A 22,013-nucleotide genomic window follows, 5' to 3' on the forward strand; every position below is an offset into this window, starting at 1 on the left:
CACGGCGCCACGCACGCACCGGCTAGCCCGTTTTGGCGACGGGTTCCTTGCCTGGCGGGACCATCAGCACCGGGCGGTGGCAGTGCTTGAGGACCGCGTCGGCGACGCTGCTGTGCATCAGGGCGCGGATGCCGGTGGCGCCCCGGGTGCCCGCGACGATGATGTCGACGTCCAGGTCGTCGGCGCATTCGACGATGGCGTTCCAGATGGTCGTCGTGCATTCGGCGGTGCGCGCCTCGGCGTTGAGCCCGGCGAGTTTGGCCAGCCGGACGCCCTCGGTGTTGATAGTGCGGGCGTCGACAAAGGCGACGTCCTCGATCTCCTCCTCGGGCACCCACTCCGGCTGCATCACCCCGGACAGGCCGGACAGGCGAGCGGCTTGGCGCACCATCGGCTCCCACGCGGTCAGCACTATCGCTTTGTCCGCGCTGAGGAACCGCCCGGCGTATTCAATGGCCCGCTTGGCGTTCTCGGACCCGTCGTAGGCGATGAGCATCAGATCGCAGGGCATGGTGACCTCCTGGTGGGAGACTCACGGCTATTGAACAAGGCTACCTTGACCCAGCACGGCCCACCTGCTGCCGCGCGGAATCGATCTCGCGTCGCGACACCCAGTTCGGGTAACCACGCGGGCCGACCCCCCGGTGCCGCGATAGGGCTCGATCAGTGCGGCCTCGCGCATTCGCGGCTCGCAAGCGCTCTGTACGGTTGACGTCCATGCGGAAGACGCCCCTGCTCATGCTCGCCGTGCTGGCCGCCGTCGCGACCGCCTGCTCGAGCGGCGGTGGCGGCGAATCCGCGCCGTCCCGGGCGGCGAATCCCGCGTCGACGTCCGTATCGCCCACGCAGCCAACAACATCCACGAAACCGGATTGCACCGCAGGCTACCTCGCGCAGTTCACGCTGCGACAGAAGCTGGCACAGCTGTTGACCGTCGGCATCACGGGTGATGCCGACGCAGCGAACGTGGTGCGTACCGAACAGGTCGGCGGCATCTTCGTCGGCAGCTGGACCGATCTCTCGCTGCTGACCACCGGCCAGCTCGACCAGGTCAAGCAGTCGGCCAAGGTGCCGCTCATGGTGACCATCGATGAGGAAGGCGGCCGCGTCTCCCGGGTGGGCAGCCTGATCGGTAAGGCGCCATCGGCCAGGTCTACGGCGCAGACCATGACCGCCGAACAGTTCCACGACGCCACGCTGACCAGGGGCCGCGCGCTGAAGGACCTCGGTGTGACGGTGGACTTCGCGCCGGACAGCGATGTGAGCAGCCAGCCCGACGATTCCGTCATCGGCGACCGTTCCTTCTCCGACGATCCCGCCGTGGTCACCAAGTACGCCGACGCCTACATCCGGGCCATGCGTGAGGCCGGTGTCGGCACCGTGCTGAAGCACTTCCCCGGTCACGGCTCCGGCTCGGGCGATTCGCATCGGGGCGCGGTCCGCACGCCGCCGCTGGCGGACCTGCAGAACGTCGATCTCGTCCCGTTCCGCAACCTGGTCAAATCCGGCGCGGGCGTGATGGTCGGCCACCTCGACGTTCCCGGCCTCACCACCCCCGACGTGCCCGCGAGCATCAGCCCGCAGGTCATGGCGCTGCTGCGTGGCGGAAGTGGCTACGGTGCCGCGCCGTTCGACGGCCCGATCTTCACCGACGACCTCAGCGGGATGGCCGCGATCACCAGCCGTTTGTCCATCGCCGACGCGGTGGAGGCCGCGCTGGTGGCCGGCGCCGACAACGCGCTGTGGATCAGCACCAACGCGGTATCCAGCGTGCTCGATCAGCTGGAGCAGGCCGTCGCGGCGGGCCGCTTGCCTGCCGCCAAGGTGGACGCGTCGGTGCTGCGGATGGCCACCTTCAAGGGCGCGCTGCCGCGCTGCTGAGGCACTGTTTCCGCGACTGGTGAGCAAATACGACCCGCGGAACTTACCTTGGAGTAATATATGAGCTTCACCATTGGTAGGAGAGTGGATGGCGGGCGGAACGAAGCGACTTCCTCGGGCGGTTCGTGAGCAGCAGATGCTCGATGCCGCCGTCGAGGTGTTCTCGCGGAAAGGCTTCCACGATACGTCGATGGATGCCATTGCCGCCGAGGCGAAGATATCGAAGCCGATGCTGTACCTGTACTACGGCTCCAAGGACGAATTGTTCCGCGCCTGCATCCAGCGCGAGGGACTGCGCTTCATCGAATCGGTGGTGCCCGCGGGCAATCCACAGCTGTCGCCGCACGAACAGGTGCGGGTCGCGCTGGAGGGTTTCCTCGGGTTCGTCGACCGCAATCGCCGCTCCTGGCAGGTGCTGTACCGGCAGGCCATCGGCCAGCAAGCGTTCGCGTCCGAGATCGAGAACGCCCGCGAGCGCGTCATCGAACTGACCGCCAAGCTGCTGGAATCCAGCGCCAAGCACCCCGAACCCGGCACCAACTTCGACGTGGTCGCGGTCGCCGTGATCGGTGCGGGCGAGGCCATCGCGGACCGGGTGGCCAGCGGCCGCATCGAGGTCGCCGAGGCCGTCGACCTGCTCGACGATCTCGCGTGGCGTGGTCTGGCGGGACGCAAGAAGGCGGAGTAGGCGACGGCCTCGTTGCGGTTGCCGTGTGGTTGACGGCCTGTCAGAGTGCGGAGATCATCAAGCACGGACCGGCTCCAACCAGGACGAGCCGGGGAGAACGGGGCGGAATTGTTCGGGTTGCTCAGGCCGTGTTCGCACGGCGCGGCGAAGTATGGAATCGATGCGGCCGAATGGCGCACGCATATGTGCGGGCTGTGTCTGGGGTTACGGGATGGGCACGGCCAATTAGCCCGTGCGACAACGAATGTCGATGCGATCGTGTTGAGCATGCTCACCGAGGCGCAGTCCGCGGGCGCGGTCGAGCGCACGACGGCGGGACGGTGTGCACTGCGGGGGATGCAGCGCGCGTCGGTCGCGTCCGCGAATTCGCCCGGTGTGCGGCTGGCCGCGACGGCGTCACTGTTGCTGGCGTCGGCCAAGGTTCGTGACCATGTGGACGACGGCGATGCCTCTGTCCTGGCTCTTACGCCGATGGCCAAGGCCGCGAGTCGATGGGCCGGGCAGGCAGAGGTGAGCGCGCAGCGGATCGGCCTGGATGTGGCACCGCTCGTCGCCGCGCTGAACGCGCAGACGCAGTTGGAGCAGGCCGCGGGCGCCGGGGCGGAGGCGCTGGCCCGATTGACCGCGCCGACCCAGCTCTGCGCATCGGAGTTCTTCGCGCACACAGCGGTTTTGGCCGATCGCCCGGAAAATGTCGACGCATTGCGCACTGCGGGTTGGCAATTCGGCCGGATCGCGCATCTCGCCGATGCCGTGCAGGACTACGAGCAGGACCTGACGCGCGGCCGGTTCAACCCCCTCGCCGCTACCGGGACCACCATGCCGCAGGCGTACGACTTACTGCGGGAATCGGATTCGCGACTGCGCGAAGCCGTCGCACAAGCCGAGCTGGATGCGGTACCCACCGTCCGCTGGATGCTGCTCGACCCGCTGGCGTCGGTACTCCGCAAGCTCGGTCAGGGCATCGGCACGGTAGTCGGCCACACCTGCGGGGTATCCCACGACCACGCCGACGTGCAAATGCATTCCCGGCGCACGGGTCAGCGCCCCGGCCTGAGCGAATCGCTCACCCTCATCCTCGGCTCGTACTGCACCGGCTATGCCTGCTGCGCCGAACACGCCCAGCCGTGCACCGGCGAACGCAAGCAACCGTGGATCAACAACTGCGATTGCAGCCCCTGCGATTGCAGCGATTGCGATTGCGGCTGCGGCGACTGCTGTGGCGGCTGCTGCTGCGACTGCAGCTGCTGAAACGACCGGAGCCGCACCCTGATCGGGTGCGGCTCCGGTGTCGTTCAGTGCATCAACGCAGTGTTGCGGTGAGGTGCGGGAACCCCTTCTTCGGGTTCAGCACGGCCAGATCCCAGCCGCCCGCCACCTGATCCGCATACACGTTCACCGTCGACGGCAGGAAGATCGGCTTGCCGAACTTCACCGCGTAGGTCGCCTTGCCGGGCACCCTGCCCTCGATCGTGCCGAGGATGTGCGCGGCCGACCACATGCCGTGCGCGATCGGCTTCGGGAAGCCCAAAGCCTTGGCGCCCAACGACGAAATGTGGATCGGGTTGTGGTCGCCCGACGCGGCGGCGTACTGGCTGATCGTCTTCTGATCGATCCGCCAGGTGCGCAGCGGCGGCGGCGCGGCCTCTTCCGGCTTGGGTTCGGGCTTCGGCCCGCCCGACAGCGAGGTGCGCTGCTGGTGCAGGAAGGTGGTGACCTGTCGCCAGACCAGCTCCCGGCCGACGCTGATCTCGCTGATCGCGTCGACGAGCAGCCCCTTCGGGTGCTCGCGCAGATTCTCGATGTGCGACTTGATATCCAGCGGCTCGCTCACCGAGATGTCGCGGGTCCGCTCGATCAGGTTCTCCGCGTGCACCGCACCGACCGCGACGAACGGAAAGTCGCGCTGCACAACGAGTTGCATCACGATCGGGAAGGTGAGGATGAACGGGTAGGTCAGCGGCAGCGCGTCGCCGAACCGCAGCCCGGTCGCCCGGCAGTAGGCGGCCAGGTGATCCGGATCCACCCGCAGGCCGTCGAGCTGACTCGACCGATCCGGCAGCGTCGACTTACGACCCGAAACCAGCGGCAGCGGAATCGCACCCAGCGCGGCCTTCAGGTACAGCGGGCCGTTCTTCGGTGTCTCTTTCAGCGAGATCACTTGCGACATCATGCTCCGATCAGGCTCTGCCCGCAGACGCGAACGATGTTGCCGGTCACCGCGTTCGACGCCGGGCTGGCGAAGAAAGCGATGGTCTCGGCGACGTCGACGGTCTGCCCGCCCTGCAGCAGCGAGCTCATCAGCCTGCCCGCCTCGCGGGTGGTCAGCGGGATGGCGGCGGTCATCGCGGTCTCGATGAAGCCGGGCGCCACCGCGTTGATGGTGATGCCCTTTTCCGCCAGCTTCGGCGCCTCGGCGTTGACCATGCCGATGACACCGGCCTTGGAGGCGCCGTAGTTGGTCTGGCCGCGGTTGCCCGCGATGCCCGCGATGGAGGACACGTCGATCACCCGGCCGCCGTCCTTCAGCGCGCCACGGGCCACCAGGCCCTCGGTGATCCGGTGCGGCGCAGCGAGATTCACGTTGAGTACCGAGTTCCAGCGGCCCTCGTCCATGTTGGCGAGCAGCTTGTCCCTGGTGATGCCCGCGTTGTGCACGATGATGTCGATGCCGCCGAAGCGCTCGGTGGCGAATTCGGCCAGCTTCTCGGCGGCGTCGGGCGCGGTCACGTCGAGCGCGAGCGCGGTGCCGCCGACCTTGTTCGCGGTCTGCGAGAGCGCCTCACCGGCGGCCGGGATATCGGCGACGATCACGGTCGCACCGTCGCGGGCGAACACCTCGGCGATGGTCGCGCCGATGCCGCGCGCGGCACCGGTGACCACGGCGACCTTGCCGTCCAGCGGGCGGTCCCAGCTGGCCGGCGCGGTGGCGTCGTCCTTGCCGACCCGGATGACCTGGCCGTCGACGAACGCCGACTTGGCCGAGAGCAGGAAGCGCAGCGTCGACTCCAGGCCGGTCGCGCCGGTCGAAGCCTCGGGGTGCAGGTAGACCAGCTGTGCGGTGGCGCCGCGCAGCAGCTCCTTGGCGACCGAGCGGGTGAAGCCCTCGAGCGCGCGCTGGGCGATCTGCTCGTCCACCGTCGCGGCCAGCTCGGGCGTCGTGCCGATCACCACGATGCGGCCCGAGGCGGCGATGCTGCGCATGGCGGGCTGGAAGAATTCGTAGAGCTGCGACAGATCCTCGACCGAGCCGATGCCCGTCGCGTCGAACACCAGCGCGCCGAACTTGGTTCCGGCGCTTGCCGAATCGGCGAAGGTGTAGTCCGTCAGCAGCGTGCGCAGCGGCTCGGCCACCCGGCCCTTGCCGCCGAGCAGCACCGGCCCTGGCAGCGGCGCCTCGCCCGCTTTGTAGCGACGCAGGTTCTCCGGCTGCGGCAGCCCGAGCTTGCTCGCCAGGAACTGACCCGGGGAGGAGTGTACGAACGATCCGTAGAGGTTGGGAGCACCCTTGCTCTTGCTGGCTGCCACTGTTCCTACCTTTTCTGTGTGGTCGGCGGCGTGCACGGTCCCTGCCGTGTGGTTACGCAAGCTACCGCCTCCGGGACTGTCGCTCACGCCGCGATGCTGTTCTCGGGTCTGCTGGTTCCCCCGGCATTTGGTCTGCTCACGCACATTTGCGGGGGTACGGTGTCGACAACAAACTTACTCCAGAGTAAGTTTAATGTAAACCAACCGCGACGGGGCGCCGATCTGTGGAGACTTCCACTTGGACTCCGGAGCGCCGGACATCCCCAACGAGACCTGGAGACTCGAGTGACAACCAAATCCCGTTCGGCGAAGAGCACCGCCAAGACCGGTAAGACCACCCGCCCGGTCGCGATCGTGGGCGGCAACCGGATTCCGTTCGCTCGCTCCGACAAGGCGTACGCGCACGCCTCCAACCAGGACATGTTCACCGCCGCGCTGGACGGCCTGGTCAGCCGCTTCGGCCTGCAGGGCGAGCGGCTCGGCATGGTGGTCGGCGGCGCCGTGCTCAAGCGGGTCGGCGAGCACGGCATGATCCGGGAGAGCGTGCTCGGCAGCAAGCTCAGCCCGTACACCCCGGCCCACGATCTGCAGCTGGCCTGCGGCACCGGCCTCCAGGCCATCGTCACCGTCGGCGACGGAATTGCCCAGGGCCGCTTCGAAGCCGGCATCGGCGGCGGCACCGACACCACCTCCGACGCCCCCATTGGGGTTAGCGAGGGCATGCGCGAGTGGATGCTCGACGCGAACCGCGCCAAGTCCAACAAGGACCGGCTCAAGCTGGTCGGCCAGCTGCGCCCGAGCATGCTCGGCATCGAGATCCCGCGCAACGCCGAGCCGCGCACCGGGCTGTCCATGGGCGAGCACGCCGCGATCACCGCCAAGGAATTCGGCGTGCCGCGCGAGGCGCAGGACGAGCTGGCCTACCTGTCGCACAAGAACATGGCCGCCGCCTACGACCGCGGCTTCTTCGACGACCTGATCACCCCGTTCCTCGGGCTGACCCGCGACGACAACCTGCGTCCCGGCTCCACCGTCGAGAAGCTGGCCACGCTGAAGCCGGTGTTCGGCGTCAAGGCGGGCGACGCCACCATGACCGCGGGTAACTCCACCCCGCTGACCGACGGCGCCTCCGCGGTGCTGCTGTCCAGCGAGGAATGGGCCACCGAGCGCAACCTGCCGGTGCTGGCCACCCTGGTCGACAGCGAGGTCGCGGCGGTCGACTACATCCACGGCCCGGACGGCCTGCTGATGGCCCCGACCTACGCGGTGCCGCGCATGCTGGCCCGAAACGGCCTGACCCTGCAGGACTTCGACTACTACGAGATCCACGAGGCGTTCGCCTCCGTGGTGCTCGCTACGCTGTCCGCGTGGGAGTCCGACGCCTACTGCAAGGAGCGCCTCGGCCTGGACGGCGCGCTCGGCTCGATCGACCGCAGCAAGCTCAACGTCAACGGCTCCTCGCTGGCGGCGGGCCACCCGTTCGCCGCGACCGGCGGCCGCATCGTCGCCTCGACCGCGAAGCTGCTGGCGGAGAAGGGATCCGGCCGTGCGCTGATCTCCATCTGTGCCGCGGGCGGCCAGGGCGTCGTCGCGATCATCGAGCGGTAGAGCTCGAAAACAGCTGATAGAAGGTGGCATCCGGCCCGGATGCCACCTTCTTGCTGTCAGCGCACCACACTGCCTCGGGCGGCGGCGAATCGGACAACGCTCGGTGCGAAGCGGCCGAAGACGTACTGCAGCCTGGCTTCCGGAGTCACCGGGACAACGTCCTTGTTCTTCTGCACGGCCCGCACGATCTGCTCGGCGACCTTCTCCGGACCGTATCCGCGCAGGCGATACAGCCGGTCGTAGAGCTGTTGCCTGCGCTGCTCTTCCTCGGCGGAGACGCCCGACATGCGGGTGTTCGCCACGATATTGGTGTGCACGATGCCGGGGCAGATGGTGCTGACACCGATTCCGCGGCCGGACAATTCGGCGCGCAGGCAGTCGGAGAACATGAACACTGCGGCCTTGCTGGTGGAGTACGCGGTGAACGCCTGCTGCGGAGTGTAGGCCGCCATGCTGGACAGGTTGACGATGTGTCCGCCGAGCCCGCGCTCGGCCATCGCACCGGCGAAAGCGCGGCAGCCGTTGACAACTCCGTGCAGGTTGACCGCGAGCACCCGGTCGAAGTCCTCGGCCGAGGTGTCCAGGAACCGTCCGGCCTGTCCGATGCCCGCGTTGTTGATCAGGACATCGGGCACGCCGTGTTCGCGGATCACGCCGTCGGCATGCTTGCGCATCGCGGACTCGTCGGACACATCCAACTCGTAGGCGTGCGCTGTGCCGCCCGACTGCGCGATCAACGCGACGGTCGCCTCGGCCGCGACGCCGTTGACATCGGACACCACGATTTCGGAACCTTCGCGCGCGAACGCCAGCGCGGTGGCCCGGCCGATACCGCTGCCGCCACCGGTGATCACGACGAGCTGATCCTCGAATGGCTTGCGCGACAGACCCATTCGCGCCCGGCGTAAGGCTCGAGCCGGTGGCGCACCCGCTACGGAGTCGATCAATTCGATCGCGGCCGAGGCGAGCAGCTCCGGGTGCGAGAACGGCAGCCAGTGCCCGCCTTTCACCACCCGCAGCCAGACCTGATCAGCCCACCGGTCCTCATCGGCGTAACTCGATTGCCGCACTGCCGGATCTCGGGTGCCGATGATGATCTGGGTTGGCACCGTGGTGAATTGGTCGCGGGCCCGCAGCGGATTGGCGGCCAAGGTCGACCGGTAGATGCGCAGCCCGTTCGCCATGTCCTGCTTGAAGGTCGGCGCCAGGTGAATCCGCTCCGGCGGCGCACCCTCGGCTGCGGAAAGCCCGGAGCGCCAAAGCTGTTCGCTCATCCCCAGCTTGATCGCCGCCTTCGGCAGTCCCGGTAGCGCGAGGAAGGTCGAGTAGGCGAACGAACCGAGCTGAGCCAGCGGCAGCGCGATATTGCGCGGCGTCGGCCTGAACAGCCGGGCCCGCGCCCACTTGCTCACATGCGCGATGCTCGGCCCGGAGACCGAGGTGAACGACGCGATCAGGCGTTCGGCCTCAGGGCCACAGACGATTTCCCAGGTGGCGACGCTGCCCCAGTCGTGCGCGAGCACGTGCACGGGTGCGCCGTTGCCGAGCGCCTCGATCACCGCGACATAGTCGGCGGCCAGCGTCGTGGTCGAAATGGCCTCGGTACCAAGCGGGTTGGATGATTCCCCGTGCCCGCGGTTGTCCACGCTCAATACCCGGAACCGGTCGGTCAGCTCCGGAACGACGTTGTCCCACAGGTGATGTGAGTCCGGCCAGCCGTGCAGCAGCAGGATCGTCGGCCCGTCCGGATTCCCTTGCTCGTAGACGGCGAGGTCGACCTCGCCATTGCGGACCACATGCTTCTCGGCCATGGATTCACCCCACTATCCGGGCCGCGACGGTCGCGGCCCGTGGACGTAGCTTCCGACCCATTCTGTCTGAGACGGTGAGATTCGGGTAGTCCCCGCGGCCTCGATGGCTCGTCGGGGGCACTTGTGAGCTATCTCATGAATTCCGATTCACATTTCCTAGGTATTTCGCCACGTCTGCGGGGCGATTTACCAGCAACTAGCAGGCAACTTACGTGTTACACGTTTTCTTCGATTGTTGAACGCTCGTCACATCGCTGCTTGCGACGGGACTGATCTGTGTGTTTACCTGCACGTCACCTACTGTGCTACCGGAGCTACGCGCTAGTCGAGGCGATTTATCGCTGGCATATCGATATCCAGCTACCGGCAAGACATCTCTTCGGCTTAACGAATTACTCGAATCGAGCTAGCAGAGAGGAAGGCTGAACAGCTGATGCGAATCGGTATGGCGCTGCGCGCCACCGCACTGGCTCTCGCGGCCGTGACCGGTCTCGGACTCGCGGCCACCGCCCCGGCCGGAGCCGCAGGCGACGTGGACCGCTACCTGGACCTGCCGCTGGTCAACCGGGATGCCGCGAGCAGCCCCGGCGGCGTCAATCCTGAGCTGCCCTATGACGTGAACGAGCTGCGCGGGCTGTTGGACGAGGCGCGCGCCCAAGGGGTCGCGCCCACCCGATACGCCGCCCTGCTCTATCAGTACTGGCTGGTCGACGCGACGAACAAGGCGGGCATCGACCTGCGGTCCTGGGATCCGCGGGCCGGTGTCGAGGCCAACCGCACCAACCTGATCAGGTCCTACCGCTACTACGAAGACCTGCAACTGAACCACCGCGAACTGCAGTGGGCGGGCATGGGCGGTCAGGTCGGCGCCGACTTCGGCGGCGGGCTGGTCGATTTCGAGCTGATGGGCAACATCTACGGCCTGCCCGGCCTCTCCGAATCCGCGCGCGGTGTCATCGCCGCGGTCGAGCAGGCCGCCGGACCGCAAGCGGTGGCTCAACTTCCGCACGGGCTGATGGCCTTGGCCGAGGCGGGTTCGCAGATTTCGCCGGAGGACCTGCGCTACATCATCGGGATGATCCTGGTGATGCAGAAGAACATCTTCTCGGATCTGATGCCGATGCACGACGCCTACGTCACCGAAGGCCTGCCCGCACTGCAGGAGTTCCAGGCGGCCGGGCTGTTCGGCGACGACATCATGGAAGCGTGGCGCGGGGTGGCCTCCGGTGATTACGGCCGGATCGCCTCGGGCAACGGGGCTTTGCTGCGCAGGGAACAGGAGTGGGTGATCCGCGACCAGTGGGACTCGGTGCGCGGCTACAAGGGCAGCATCGGCGAGGCGATCACCTACGTCAGCGGTGCCGCCGGATCGCCGTCGGTCGCGGGCGTCGCGCCGCCGCGGGAATTCAACCCGGTGCGCATGCAGGTGACCATGGCCAACGGCCAGCCCGCACTGGTGACAGTGCCACTGCCGGAATGGAATTGGTCCGAGTTCGATTCCCGCTGGGACTACATCACCACCGAACTGCTGCCGAAGTACAAGTTCCAAGTCGAAAACAACTGGCCCGCACTGGAAGCCGTGATGCGCACGCCCTACGAGATGCAAATGGAATCGCATCGACCGCTGTTCAACATCCCGCAGCTGCTGGATTCGGCGGCCAGGCAGATCCAGGTAACCCCGATCGACACGATGGCGGTGCGCTAGATGAAACTGTTCACCGCGGCCGTCGCGACGGCCACCGCGCTGATGTTGTGTGCGGGAACCGCTGCGGCGCAAGGGGAAATGCCGACACCAGGACTGGATCGAGTCTTCAACGGCTTCGTCGTCGGGCAGATCCAAGGCGCGCAACCGGTTCCGCCGGATCAGGCGTTCCAGGCCTTGCTCGCCAACGACCCGTTTTACCAGGAGCCGCCGCTGACCGGGTCCGAGCAGCCGGGGACGTTGCTGAAGGCCAAGAAGGTCGACGTGATGTTCCTCGGCACCACCCCGCCCGACGTCGAGGCCTACAAGCTGATGTATGTGACCACCGGCATCGACGGTGTCACCCCTGTCATCAGCACCGGCATCCTGATGATCCCCAATCACGGTGCGCCCGTTGGCGAGAAGAAGCTCATCTCCTATCAGGAGGCCAACGACAGCGTCGGCTGGTCCTGTCATCCGAGCACGCAGTGGACCGGCGGCGATCCGCTGGACGGTTCGTCGTGGTCGGCGCTCGGCCCGCTGGCGCTGATGTTCGACAAGGGCTACGCGGTGATGATCTCCGATGTCGGCAACGACGGTGATCGCAAGCCGCACGGCGTCTTCGCGGGCAAGTTCGCCGCGCACGCTCAGCTCGATGGTGTCCGTGCGGCGTTGGCGCATCGCGAGGCCGGACTCGACCCGAACGCGCAGACCGCGTTGTTCGGCATCGCGGGCGGTGGCGTCGGCGCGGCCTTCTCCGCCGAGCTGCAGCCGACCTACGCGCCGGAGCTCGACGTGAAATCCGCTCTGCTGGAAGGGATGGTCGTCAATCCGCGCAATTTCATGCGGGTCGCCGATGGTTCGGTCGGTTCCGGTTTCGCACTGGCCACGCTGCTCGGCCTGGAGCCCGCCTACCCGGAGATGGCGGTGAATTCGAAGCTGAACCCGGCGGGCGTCGGGTTGGCGAACGCGTTCCGCACCCAATGCCAGACGCCCGCCTACTTCGGGCTGCCGTTCCTGCCGCTGAACACGCTGTTCAACTCGGGGCTGAGCCCCGCCGACGAACCCGCCTTCCAGCGCGCGTTCGAGGACAACATCCTCGGTCGCTCCGGCACACCGAAGGCCAAGGTGGCCATCACCTCCTGCGTCGCCGACGACTCACCGATGTCGCTGGTGCCCGCCAAGGACTCGCGGGAACTCGCCGATATCTACCGGGCAGGCGGCACCGACGTCACCTACCAGCCCACCGATTGCGGCATGGTCCGCATGCTCACCGATATCTACGGCTGGGGCACCGACCTGTTCGGCATGCAGACGATCGACTGGATAGATCGCAACTTCGACTGAAAAGGATTACCCGCCATGGCATTTCTCTACGGCATCAACTATCTGTTCTGGTACGGCCCGCTGGCGGTCGCCAAGCTGATGGCGCAGGCGGCCGGCTTCTGACCGGTCGCTGAGCACCGCGGCTCCCGCACGCTGCGGGAGCCGCGGTTTTCGCTACGCCCCGGGTAGCTCGTTGTGCCCGCCGAACGCCTTGCGCATCGCCGACAGCATCTTGTCCGCGTACAGCGATTCGCCGCGCGACGAAAACCGTTGGAACAGTGCGGAAGCGAGCACCGGCACCGGAACGCCGGTGTCGATCGCGGCATCGATCGTCCACCGGCCCTCGCCGGAATCGGAGACCCGGCCGCTGTAGGAATCGAGGTTCGGGTCCGCGTACAGCGCGCTCGCGGTGAGGTCCAGCAACCAGGAGGCGACCACCGAACCGCGCCGCCACACCTCGGTCACCTCCGGCACGTCCAGGTCGTATTTGTAGTACTCGGGATGCTCGAGCGGCGTCTCCTCGGCGGAGAACTCGCCGTCGTGCTCGTTGCCGTAGTTCGCCTTGTGCAGGATGTTCAGTCCCTCGGCGTAGGCGGCCATCGCGCCGTACTCGATGCCGTTGTGCACCATCTTCACGAAGTGTCCCGCGCCGGCGGGCCCGCAGTGCAGGTAGCCCTGCTCGGCCATCGACGGCTCACCGGTGCGTCCCGGCGTCCGCTCGGCCGCCTCGACGCCGGGGGCGATGGACTTCAGCAGCGGATCCAGGTACTTCACCGGATCCGCCTCGCCGCCGATCATCAGGCAGAAGCCGCGGTTCAGGCCGAAGACGCCACCCGAGGTGCCGATGTCCACGTAGTGGATGCCCTTGGGACGCAACTGCTCGGCCCGCTTGATGTCCTCGTGGTAGCGACTGTTACCGCCGTCGATGATGATGTCGCCCGGCTCAAGCAGCTCGGCGACCTGGTCGATGACGGCCCCGGTCGCGCCCGCCGGGATCATCACCCAGACCACCCGCGGCGTTTCCAGGGTGCGCACGAAATCCGCGAGGTCGGTGCTGCCCTGGAAGTGGTCGCCGAGCTCCTGGCGCAGGATATCGATCTGGTGTGGGCGACGTTCGTAGCCGACGGCGGTGTGCCCGTCCTTGACGATGCGACGCACGATATTGGCGCCCATCCGCCCGAGGCCGATCATTCCCAGCTGCATGCCATCCATCTCCCTCGTGTGTGCGGTGGCCGGACACTCGTCTACCGGATTGTCCCGCTTCGGTCCGATCCTGGTCCGTCCGGCGGTGTAACGCACGGTGCGCCGCACCGATAATCAGATCGGCTCCGCGTAGTTGCCAGACCCCCGACCCGGCAACTGCGCGGGGCCCTTTGCGTATACCACCTGCTCCTTTGCACGGAGTTTGCTGCAGATCGGTGCTCACCGGCCGATGTCGGCGTCGCGCACTATCGTTGGCGGGAACTCGCATCCTGTGAGTCCCAACTCAACCGAACGGGGAGGACGGTTCGTGACGAGCCAGTCGAGCACCGGACGCCGTGGCCACCAACCGGCGGGCGAGGTCGGCTTACGCCAGCTGCTCGAATCGGCCCAGGCCAACAAGGCGAACCCGGCCCAGGGCTCGGTCGACGACTCGGCACCCACCGAACCGATCCGGGTCATCCCGTCCCGGCGCGCCACCCATCGGGCCGAGCCCGCCGAGCGTCCGGCCCGGCGGCCGATCTCCGGTCCACCGCCGCAGCGGCTGAATCGCACCGTGCTGAAGCGGGCGGGTATCGCGGTCGGTGCGGTGCTCGCGGTGGCCGGCATCGGCTACGCGGTCGACTGGGCGCTGTGCTCCGGGCAGGTGCCGCGTGGCACCGTTGTCGCGGGTATCGAGGTCGGCGGCCTGGATACCGCCGCCGCGGACGCGAAGCTGCGCGCCGAGCTCACCCCGCGAGCCGACCGGGAGCTGCCGCTGCGCATCGGTGACGTGCAGACCCGGCTGGTGCCGACCGCCGCGGGGTTGGCGGTCGACTGGGACGGCACCTGGGCGCGCATCGGGACGCAGCCGCTCAATCCGCTCACCCGGCTCGCCTCGTTCTTCGCCGCCCGCGATGTCGCGGTGGCCAGCGCGGTGGACGACGCCGCGCTGGACCGCCAGCTGACCGCGCTCCGCGTGCACGACCGGCCGTCCGTCGAGGGAACAATCGCCTTCGACAAGGCAAGACCCGTCGCCGTCGCCCCGGTGCCCGGCCGAGTTCTCGATGTCTCCGCCGCCCGCGACGAGCTGATCGGCAACTGGATCACCGGCATCACGCTCGACCTGCCGGTGCACCCCGCGCCGCTCACCGTGCGGCCGGAAGCGGTCGATCAGGCCTTGCACACGGTCGCCGAGCCCGCGGTGCGCGCGCCGATCACGTTCGCGGGCAAGGGCGCGTCGGCCAAGCTCGACCCGGAGCAGATCGCCACCGTGCTTTCCTTCGTGCCCGACGGCCAGGGCGGCCTCGGCGTTTCCATCGATCAGAACATCGCGGTCGGTTTGCTGGCGCCCCAACTGGTGGCGACGGAGATCGAGGCGAAGGACGCGACGTTCGCGCTGACCGGCGGCAAACCGACGGTGGTGCCCGCGGTCGTCGGCGACAAGATCAACTGGCCGAAGACGTTCGAGCAGTTCACCGCGCTGCTGTCCGCGCCGCAGGAACGCAACGGCCAGGCGGTCTACGAAAAGGTGGAGCCGAAGCTCACCACCGAGGCGGCGCAGGGACTCGGCGTCGTCGAGCCGATGGGCTCGTTCACCACCAACGGATTCAGCGGTCCATCCGGCGTCAACATCAAGGTGGTCGCCAGGAAGGTGAACGGCGCGGTGGTGAAGCCGGGGGATACGTTCTCGCTCAACGACTTCACCGGACCGCGCGGCACGGCCGAAGGCTACGTCGAGTCCGGCATCATCGACCACGGCAGGCCGGGCACCGCCGTCGGCGGCGGCATCAGCCAGTTCGCCACCACCCTCTACAACGCCGCGTACTTCGCGGGCATGGAGGACGCGGGCCACACCGAGCACAGCTACTACATCTCCCGCTACCCGGCCGCGCGCGAGGCGACCGTCTTCGACGGCGCGATCGATCTGAGCTTCCGCAACAACACCCCCACCGGTGTCTACATCGAGGCCGTAACCACGGATTCCGAAGTGACCGTTCGACTCTGGGGCACCAAGACCGTCGAGGTCGAATCCGTCACCGGTGACCGGACCAAGCCAACGGAGCCGACCACCGTGAAGCTGCCCAAGGGCAAGGACTGCATCGCCTCCGAGGGCGCGCCGGGCTTCACCACGTCCGACACCCGCATCATCACCGACAAGCGCTCCGGTCGCGAGGTCTACCGGCACACCAGGACGGTCAAGTACGACCCCATCCCCGTCGTGAAATGTGAGTGAGCGCAACGACTCCGGGGTAGCACCCCGTCCCCGTCGACGAGCCGCGCGTCGCCGCCACCTGGCTGCTTCTCGCGGCTCGAGCCAACTTCTGGCTATCCGGTAGCGCGTCGCTGGTCGGGCGGGGGCGCGACGAAACATTCTGCGGCAGGGCGACTTTGGTGGGCGACCCCTCGGCGAATGGGATATAACTACGCCAGATTCCGGGACGCAAGTCCGGTTCCGTCTCGGAGTGGGGCTCAAGGTAGAGCGAGTGAAGGGGATAACAGTCGTGGACCAGATCGACTCAGTCAGACCGTATGCGGCAGGGCGGGGAAGCAACGCCGCAGTCACGCTGGGTATTGCTATCGGAGATGACGTGGCTCTGCGAGTTGTGCAGGGCAACGGCACGTTGTGTGACGTCGTGCGCGCGGCGTGGGCGATGGGTGTCGACCCGATCGAGGCGGTGCTGCAGTACGCCGAGGCGGCAACCGGCGTGATCGTCGATGACATGGTGGTGGTCGACGGCGCAGATCCACGCTGCGCGTAGGCGTTTCCCGTGCCGGCCGCAGTGCCCGCACGGCTCTTCACGGCGCTGGCGCCGATTTCAGGGCGTGAAGTGTTGCGCCGCAACAGTTCGCCGGTCGTCGGTCCGGCTTATTGTCCCGCGCAGTAGCTTTCGCGCCGCCGGGACCTGGGTGGCGACGGCAGCGGAGGGCGATGTGCTGTTGTGTCGCGCTACTCCTCGGGGCGTTCGACATCGCGCAGTGCTGCGGCAACGAACTCCCGCATGGGAATGTCGAGCGCGGTGCACAGTGCGTGCAGCTGCTGCATGTCCGGCGATCGATCGCCGTTTTCGAAGCGTTGGATCGTGCTGACCCCGAGTCCGGTCAGCGCGGCGAGTTGCGGGCGCGTCAGAGCCCGTCGAGCCCTGGCCGCCCTGAGCTCCGCTCCGACCGCACGATTGATGTCCGAAGGTACCTTTTCCACACCCATACGGACCATTCTGAGGTCCGAATGGCTACCTGGCAAACGACATGCCGTAAAAACGCCGAGGATCCCCGCTGGTACCGGGCATTTCACCCATAAAGGTCACGGAAGAGTTGCAACAGGTCCGAACGGACCTTAATGTGCTCCGTATGGAACACCTAGACCACATGGTTGCCGGGAGAGTGCGGCGCGCCATGTCCGACGCGGGACTTTGTCTCGAGGACGTGGCCGCATGTTCCGGGCTGCCGGCTTCCGACCTGCGCAGCCTGCTTGCCGCGCACGGCTCGTTCACGGTGGACGAGCTCGTTCGGATCGCCGCGGCGCTGGATTGCCGCGTTGTCGACCTGCTGCCCGACGAGGGGGAGATGCGATGACCGTCGCCGATGACCGCCGGTCGCCCGGCGAGTCTCAACTGGGGAGCTCGGCGTGTCGCATCAAACATTTTGTGATGCGAATCACGCTGTGCCACAAGGTGGATGAGCTGTGTTGAGCGATCGATCAGCTACCGCCGCGACGGCCCTCGATCAGGTCGCGCGCAGCGTGCCGCGGCTCGCCGGATTCGGTGCATGGCGGCCCGGCATCTCCGGCATTCCCTATCTCGGCGGCGATGAACCACATGCCGTCGCAGTGGTTCTCATCCACGATCCACGCGAACCTCGGGTGCGCAGTACGACCCTCGTTGCCACCCCGCATCGCGGGGCGCAAGCGCCGGCCGACGACGAACAGAGCCCGCGGTGAGAAAGCCGGCGCGAACCCGTCGCGCGAACCCAGCCCTCGAAATATTCCGGCACCATATCGGTGCCCGCGTCACCTTCATCGGGCTCGCGGCCGAACGCGGCGCCACCGAACACGGCGTCATCGTCGACGTGGATCACCGAATGGTGTACGTCGATTACGGCTATCCCAATCCGGTTTGTGCCGAAATCGGCAATGCCATCGCCACCCATCCGTCGAATCTTCGACTGGAAACCACTGTCGCAGCGGCAGATACCTGCGATCACTGTGGCACCGCGGCAGCACGCCCCGGTCCGCCAATTCCCGCGTCCCGCTGATCCGGCGCTCCTCGAATCTCATTTCCGACGTGATCGGGTGGTTCCGTCATGGGCTCATCCGGTCTCGTCGTCGACGAAAGGTAAAGGTCCGTGGCCATTTTCGGCCGCCGTTTATTCGGCAAGTTGCTGGCTCCCGGCGAGGTCATCGATGTGCTCATGGTCGGAGGCACCTGGAATCCGAACGGCGACGCGATCACTGCCGCGTTTGCCGACGCCCTCGACCCGAAGCGTTTTGTCGTGCGAATGGTGCCCTACCCGGCGGATTACGGACGGCACGTCGCGTTCGCCGACAGCGTCGCCATCGGCAGGCGCGCGCTGCTCGAGGCGATCGAGGCAACACCCAATCGCGTACTGCTGGCAGGTTATTCACAAGGAGCGGGCATCGCGGGCGACCTCGCCGCCGATATCGGGAACGGCTTGTTCCCGCAGATTGAGGTGGTGGCCTGTGCCCTGATCGCGGACCCGCTGCGGCCGGCCGGCCGGTGCCTCGGCAAGGATCCCGGCGGCTACGGCGTGATCGGGCAGCGGAATATCGCCAAGATCCCGACGTATTGGGTTGCCGCGGCAGGTGATCCGATCACCGCGCTGCCCGCCGGGAATCCGCTGCGTCTGATCGCCGATCTCAGTGCGTATTTCAGCCTGTCCGGGCCGGAGGCCATGGTGCGCTGGGGGCAGAGCATCATCGAGATCGCCACCCGTCGCCAGCTGCAACGCTGGTGGTCGCCGGCGAACTGGCGTACCTGGGGCGGTGCCATCGCCTACGCCCGCGGCTATTTGTTCGACGGGCGGCACACCGAGGACTACATCCGACACGGCCACGCCCGGCTGCTCGCCGAGGCGATCAACCGTGAGGTGGTTGTGGGGGCCCGCTGATGCCCTGGTTCCAGGTCGACGACCAGCTCGGCTTCCATCCCAAGGCCGTCGCGGCGGGCAATGCCGCGATGGGCCTGTGGGTGCGGGCGGGTTCGTGGTCGATGCAGCAGCTCACCGAGGGTTTCGTGCCCGCCGCGATCGTGCGCGGCCTCGGCTCGGCGGCCCAGGCGAAAAAGCTTGTGGAGGTTGGGCTGTGGACGACTGTGGACGGCGGCTACCGGTTCCACGACTGGGCCGAACGGCAGATGTCCAAGGCCGAGATCGAAGACCGACGCCGGAAACGGGCCGACGCGGGTCGCAAAGGTGGCCAGGTATCCGGGCAGGCCCGGCAGCTTCGAGCGCAAGCAAGTGCTGCACCTAATGCTCGAACATCTGCTGCGACAACCGCTTCGGTCCCTGCTCAGCCGGCGGTCGACCAACTGCCCGAGCAAGTCGCAACCCCTGTCCCTGGCCATGACCTTGGAAATTCTTCCAGGGGAGCACGATCCGCGCCGCCGGCCCGGCAGTGTCCCGTCCACCGCAACCACCCGGCGCCGCCTCCGTGCGGTGCCTGCGCCGATGCCCGGCGCGCCAGGCAGCGGTGGGACGCCGCACACGGCGACGACCTGCGTGCCGATGCGGTCCAGCGCCGCGAGGCCGCCCGCAACTGCGCGATGTGCGACGACGCCGGTTGGCGTAACCCACCCGCCGAACTGCTCGCCGTCAATCCCGATCCGCCCGTGCTCCGCTGCGATCACCGCACGGTGACCTCGCTCGACCACTGGCATCACACCGAAGAGGAAGCGACACCATGACGACCACCACCGCGCAATGGTCTGCCAAGGCGGGTTCCCGGTGACCGAGCACCCGAACCACCTCTACCTCGACCGCGCGGAACTCCGGGCGCTCGCCGAGCTGCTTCGTGAAATCCCCGACCTCGACGAGGATCTCGGCATCGCCCGCACCCGGCAGTCCCGGCTCAGCACCCGCGGCGACTACCGGATGAATCGCCGGCCGAGCGAACAGCCGCTGCCCTACAACCCCGCCGCCTCCCGTGCCGCCGACGAGTTGCACGCGGTCCTCGTGTCCTGGGTGCGGCTGGTGTGCGAGCAGCGTGGTCTCGACTACGCCGGGTCACCGTCCACGCCGGGGCTGGCCCGTTGGCTCGACCGAAACCTCATCGCGCTGGCCATGACCGAGGGCGCGGAGGGTGCGCCCGAGGAGATCCGGACGGTGGTGCAGGCCGCGCTGTGGATCGTTTGCCCGCCCGTGGCGCCGGTGGTGCTGGACGAGGCGATGGTGGCGCAGGCGCGGCGGCATCGGCTCAATGCGTCCGGGATCGCCTCGCTGGCAAAGGAACTCGGTGCGCAGTATCAGGGGCTGACCGTGCGTCGGATTCAAACACTCAGGAACGCAGGAAGGATCGTGCCGCTCCCTGGACCATGGGCGCCAGGGTGGCCGGAGTTGTACACCGTTGGTGCGGTATTGGACGAACATCTGCTGTATCCGACGCGCCGTCGGGTCTCGGCCGACGCGAGAGACTCGAATTGATGTGTCTTGAAACAAGATCCGCAGGTCAATCGGTGGTGGCGGCCGAAAGTTACAGCACTTCCATATGAAATGAATCACAACATAACTTCTGAATTGCTGGGCATTCGAAATCGAGTCGGCTGCCCGTGGATTCGTGCTCTGGAGTTGCTGGATATCGGTTCGCGGGTTTGGGACGCTCCGTCTCCCGTGTGCTACTGGCGGGGCGTCAACATGCCGGTATGTAGATTTTGACCTTGCGTCGGCAGGGCGGCCGTAGAAGTCGCAGTAAGACACCAGATTTGCAGGTATTGTTCCGAATCCCTCACTGTGCATGCCCCGTTATCGATGGGCAATGGCACCGTAGTCAACGGTGTGGCTGAAAGGTCGCTGACCGACGAATCCCTGTGATAGAAAAATCTTGCTCGGCGACCAGCAGGTCGCCGATGGAGGGTTCAATTCTTCAAGGGGAAGATTTCCAGATGAGCAAGATTCGCGTGTTCGGCGTTGTGTTCGCGGCTAGCGCCGGCATCATCCTGGCCGGTTCGGGCCTGGCCTCGGCCGCCGACACCGGCTCCGCCAGCCTCAGCGCCGACGCCAAGCGCAACGTAGTGGATGAGGGCACCGGCTCGTCCGCCGTGCTCGTCGACCTCATCAAGGCGCTGAGCACGGGCTCGGCGTCGGGCTCGGCAAAGTAGTTATCGAAGACACCGATATGCCTTGATCCACCACGGACGGCATATCGGCTCGGAGGGCAGACATGATTGCCCCGCCTCGCAGGAGGCGGGGCAATCGTCATTTCCGGTCCATCCACGACCCCGGCTGGACTGCCCAAAAGTTGCTATCTAGCTGCGATTTCGACGCTAAACCGTATTCGGGGGTTGACATCCGCCGCGCTTTAGGTGAAGCTTTGTGCAGCGCCAGAGCTGCGCCCTCATCCCGAACTTCCCGGGAATCTTCTTTACTGCCAATCACTTTCATACTTCTATCCATCGCGGCCCCGTCCATCATCGTGGACGGGGCCGCGAACGGTGAAGCAGCAGAGCATATTCCGCTCCGCCCCCGACATGTGGCATGCCCCCGAAAACTCTTCGAGATCGACGACAAGCGGGCACGAGCCTGCCACATACCCGCCCCGGTTTCCGCTCCCGTCTCCCGCCGACCCTTGCGCTCGCGGTCGTAGACGGAAGAAGCGACCGGGGCGTTTCGCCCCACCCCCGATACACCCCCTGATCGGGGGTGGGGCTCAAACCTCCCACGCCGCACCGGCACCCGTTGGCGCCGTGGACCTTTCGACTACCCGAGGTCTGACTTGGACAACACCGTCGCGGAACTGCTCGACATGGCCGACCACGCCACGCCCGCAGCCCCACTCACCATCGCCAAGGCCCACGAGTCGATGCGCGTCCACCGTGCCTGCTCCACCGACCACTGCCGCCGAAAAGCACTGGCCTTCAACACATTGGTCGCCGCAGGCCGCATCGTGCCGGACTCATCCCGCCGTCACTGAGGAGAGGAGGTGAACCCATGCTCACCATCGTCCTCGATCTGCTGAAACTGGCCTACGATCTCGCACCCCTGATCCTGCCCGTGCTCCTCCCGCTCCTCGGCCTGTGATCACGCCGTCGGTGCGGCCGCGCTCGACCATCCGACCAGAAACTCCGGAGAAGATCTTGAC

Annotated in this window: 22 protein-coding genes; 16 read left to right on the forward strand and 6 right to left on the reverse strand. The window is 66.9% G+C overall.

Annotated elements, in window-relative coordinates; genetic code table 11:
* Nucleotides 1-22: 22 nt before the first annotated feature.
* Nucleotides 23-511: a universal stress protein gene (locus tag ACIBK2_RS27680; protein WP_396971187.1), complete on the reverse strand. Its 489-nt coding sequence runs from the start codon at nucleotides 509-511 to the stop codon at nucleotides 23-25.
* A gap of 206 nt (nucleotides 512-717) precedes the next feature.
* Between ACIBK2_RS27680 and ACIBK2_RS27685 the strand changes: the two genes are divergently transcribed.
* From ACIBK2_RS27685 to ACIBK2_RS27695, 3 genes are all read left to right on the forward strand, one after another.
* The gene (locus tag ACIBK2_RS27685; RefSeq protein WP_396971189.1) at nucleotides 718-1,881 is read left to right on the forward strand and encodes a glycoside hydrolase family 3 N-terminal domain-containing protein; all 1,164 of its coding nucleotides are present in this window, start codon (nucleotides 718-720) and stop codon (nucleotides 1,879-1,881) included.
* A gap of 88 nt (nucleotides 1,882-1,969) precedes the next feature.
* A complete protein-coding gene (locus ACIBK2_RS27690) occupies nucleotides 1,970-2,569 on the forward strand; it encodes a TetR/AcrR family transcriptional regulator (protein WP_357384726.1) in 600 nt (199 codons plus the stop codon).
* A gap of 117 nt (nucleotides 2,570-2,686) precedes the next feature.
* Complete coding sequence (locus ACIBK2_RS27695) at nucleotides 2,687-3,820, forward strand: DUF5685 family protein (protein WP_396971513.1); 1,134 nt, start codon at nucleotides 2,687-2,689, stop codon at nucleotides 3,818-3,820.
* A 52-nt stretch (nucleotides 3,821-3,872) separates the two neighbouring features.
* Here ACIBK2_RS27695 and ACIBK2_RS27700 read toward each other — a convergent pair whose 3' ends face one another.
* Both ACIBK2_RS27700 and ACIBK2_RS27705 read right to left on the reverse strand, forming a co-directional pair.
* On the reverse strand, nucleotides 3,873-4,742 hold the full coding sequence (locus ACIBK2_RS27700) for a MaoC family dehydratase (RefSeq protein WP_396971191.1): 870 nt from the start codon (nucleotides 4,740-4,742) through the stop codon (nucleotides 3,873-3,875).
* Complete coding sequence (locus ACIBK2_RS27705; protein WP_396971193.1) at nucleotides 4,739-6,097, reverse strand: 3-oxoacyl-ACP reductase; 1,359 nt, start codon at nucleotides 6,095-6,097, stop codon at nucleotides 4,739-4,741. The genes ACIBK2_RS27700 and ACIBK2_RS27705 overlap by 4 nt, the downstream gene beginning before the upstream one ends.
* Nucleotides 6,098-6,382: 285 nt before the next feature.
* Between ACIBK2_RS27705 and ACIBK2_RS27710 the strand changes: the two genes are divergently transcribed.
* Nucleotides 6,383-7,705 (forward strand): acetyl-CoA C-acetyltransferase, encoded by a 1,323-nt coding sequence (locus ACIBK2_RS27710; protein WP_396971194.1) that lies wholly within the window; start codon nucleotides 6,383-6,385, stop codon nucleotides 7,703-7,705.
* 56 nt (nucleotides 7,706-7,761) lie between these two features.
* Here the strand turns inward: ACIBK2_RS27710 and ACIBK2_RS27715 are convergent, their stop codons facing one another.
* On the reverse strand, nucleotides 7,762-9,516 hold the full coding sequence (locus tag ACIBK2_RS27715; protein WP_396971196.1) for an SDR family oxidoreductase: 1,755 nt from the start codon (nucleotides 9,514-9,516) through the stop codon (nucleotides 7,762-7,764).
* A 433-nt stretch (nucleotides 9,517-9,949) separates the two neighbouring features.
* On the opposite strand from ACIBK2_RS27715, the gene ACIBK2_RS27720 reads away from it, so the two are divergent.
* Together ACIBK2_RS27720 and ACIBK2_RS27725 are read left to right on the forward strand one after the other, a co-directional pair.
* Nucleotides 9,950-11,221, forward strand: coding sequence for a hypothetical protein (locus ACIBK2_RS27720; RefSeq protein ID WP_396971198.1), 1,272 nt, complete (start codon nucleotides 9,950-9,952; stop codon nucleotides 11,219-11,221).
* Complete coding sequence (locus ACIBK2_RS27725) at nucleotides 11,222-12,544, forward strand: lipase family protein (protein ID WP_396971200.1); 1,323 nt, start codon at nucleotides 11,222-11,224, stop codon at nucleotides 12,542-12,544.
* 153 nt (nucleotides 12,545-12,697) lie between these two features.
* On the opposite strand, the gene gnd is transcribed toward ACIBK2_RS27725, so the two are convergent.
* Nucleotides 12,698-13,726 (reverse strand): phosphogluconate dehydrogenase (NAD(+)-dependent, decarboxylating), encoded by a 1,029-nt coding sequence (gene gnd, locus ACIBK2_RS27730; RefSeq protein WP_396971202.1) that lies wholly within the window; start codon nucleotides 13,724-13,726, stop codon nucleotides 12,698-12,700.
* A gap of 307 nt (nucleotides 13,727-14,033) precedes the next feature.
* On the opposite strand from gnd, the gene ACIBK2_RS27735 reads away from it, so the two are divergent.
* The gene (locus tag ACIBK2_RS27735) at nucleotides 14,034-15,938 is read left to right on the forward strand and encodes a VanW family protein (RefSeq protein ID WP_396971204.1); all 1,905 of its coding nucleotides are present in this window, start codon (nucleotides 14,034-14,036) and stop codon (nucleotides 15,936-15,938) included.
* A gap of 355 nt (nucleotides 15,939-16,293) precedes the next feature.
* Nucleotides 16,294-16,464 (forward strand): hypothetical protein, encoded by a 171-nt coding sequence (locus tag ACIBK2_RS27740; protein WP_396971206.1) that lies wholly within the window; start codon nucleotides 16,294-16,296, stop codon nucleotides 16,462-16,464.
* Between the two features lie 188 nt (nucleotides 16,465-16,652).
* On the opposite strand, the gene ACIBK2_RS27745 is transcribed toward ACIBK2_RS27740, so the two are convergent.
* The gene (locus ACIBK2_RS27745; protein ID WP_191093744.1) at nucleotides 16,653-16,910 is read right to left on the reverse strand and encodes a helix-turn-helix domain-containing protein; all 258 of its coding nucleotides are present in this window, start codon (nucleotides 16,908-16,910) and stop codon (nucleotides 16,653-16,655) included.
* 143 nt (nucleotides 16,911-17,053) lie between these two features.
* Here ACIBK2_RS27745 and ACIBK2_RS27750 point away from each other — a divergent pair, with 143 nt between their 5' ends.
* From ACIBK2_RS27750 to ACIBK2_RS27785, 8 genes are all read left to right on the forward strand, one after another.
* Nucleotides 17,054-17,278 (forward strand): helix-turn-helix domain-containing protein, encoded by a 225-nt coding sequence (locus ACIBK2_RS27750; RefSeq protein ID WP_396971208.1) that lies wholly within the window; start codon nucleotides 17,054-17,056, stop codon nucleotides 17,276-17,278.
* Nucleotides 17,279-17,387: 109 nt separating this feature from the next.
* Nucleotides 17,388-17,642 (forward strand): hypothetical protein, encoded by a 255-nt coding sequence (locus ACIBK2_RS27755; protein ID WP_396971210.1) that lies wholly within the window; start codon nucleotides 17,388-17,390, stop codon nucleotides 17,640-17,642.
* Nucleotides 17,639-17,956, forward strand: a complete 318-nt coding sequence (locus ACIBK2_RS27760; protein WP_396971212.1) for a hypothetical protein — start codon at nucleotides 17,639-17,641, stop codon at nucleotides 17,954-17,956. The genes ACIBK2_RS27755 and ACIBK2_RS27760 overlap by 4 nt, the downstream gene beginning before the upstream one ends.
* 90 nt (nucleotides 17,957-18,046) lie before the next feature.
* On the forward strand, nucleotides 18,047-18,829 hold the full coding sequence (locus tag ACIBK2_RS27765) for a hypothetical protein (RefSeq protein ID WP_396971214.1): 783 nt from the start codon (nucleotides 18,047-18,049) through the stop codon (nucleotides 18,827-18,829).
* Nucleotides 18,829-19,623, forward strand: coding sequence for a hypothetical protein (locus tag ACIBK2_RS27770; protein WP_396971216.1), 795 nt, complete (start codon nucleotides 18,829-18,831; stop codon nucleotides 19,621-19,623). The genes ACIBK2_RS27765 and ACIBK2_RS27770 overlap by 1 nt, the downstream gene beginning before the upstream one ends.
* Nucleotides 19,624-19,663: 40 nt before the next feature.
* On the forward strand, nucleotides 19,664-20,359 hold the full coding sequence (locus ACIBK2_RS27775; protein ID WP_396971217.1) for a hypothetical protein: 696 nt from the start codon (nucleotides 19,664-19,666) through the stop codon (nucleotides 20,357-20,359).
* A gap of 458 nt (nucleotides 20,360-20,817) precedes the next feature.
* Nucleotides 20,818-21,033, forward strand: coding sequence for a hypothetical protein (locus ACIBK2_RS27780; RefSeq protein WP_396971219.1), 216 nt, complete (start codon nucleotides 20,818-20,820; stop codon nucleotides 21,031-21,033).
* 614 nt (nucleotides 21,034-21,647) lie between these two features.
* The gene (locus ACIBK2_RS27785) at nucleotides 21,648-21,845 is read left to right on the forward strand and encodes a hypothetical protein (protein WP_396971221.1); all 198 of its coding nucleotides are present in this window, start codon (nucleotides 21,648-21,650) and stop codon (nucleotides 21,843-21,845) included.
* The last annotated feature ends 168 nt before the right edge of the window (nucleotides 21,846-22,013 follow it).

Source organism: Nocardia sp. NPDC050175 (genome assembly GCF_044459885.1).
In the GTDB taxonomy this organism is placed as follows: Bacteria; Actinomycetota; Actinomycetes; order Mycobacteriales; family Mycobacteriaceae; genus Nocardia.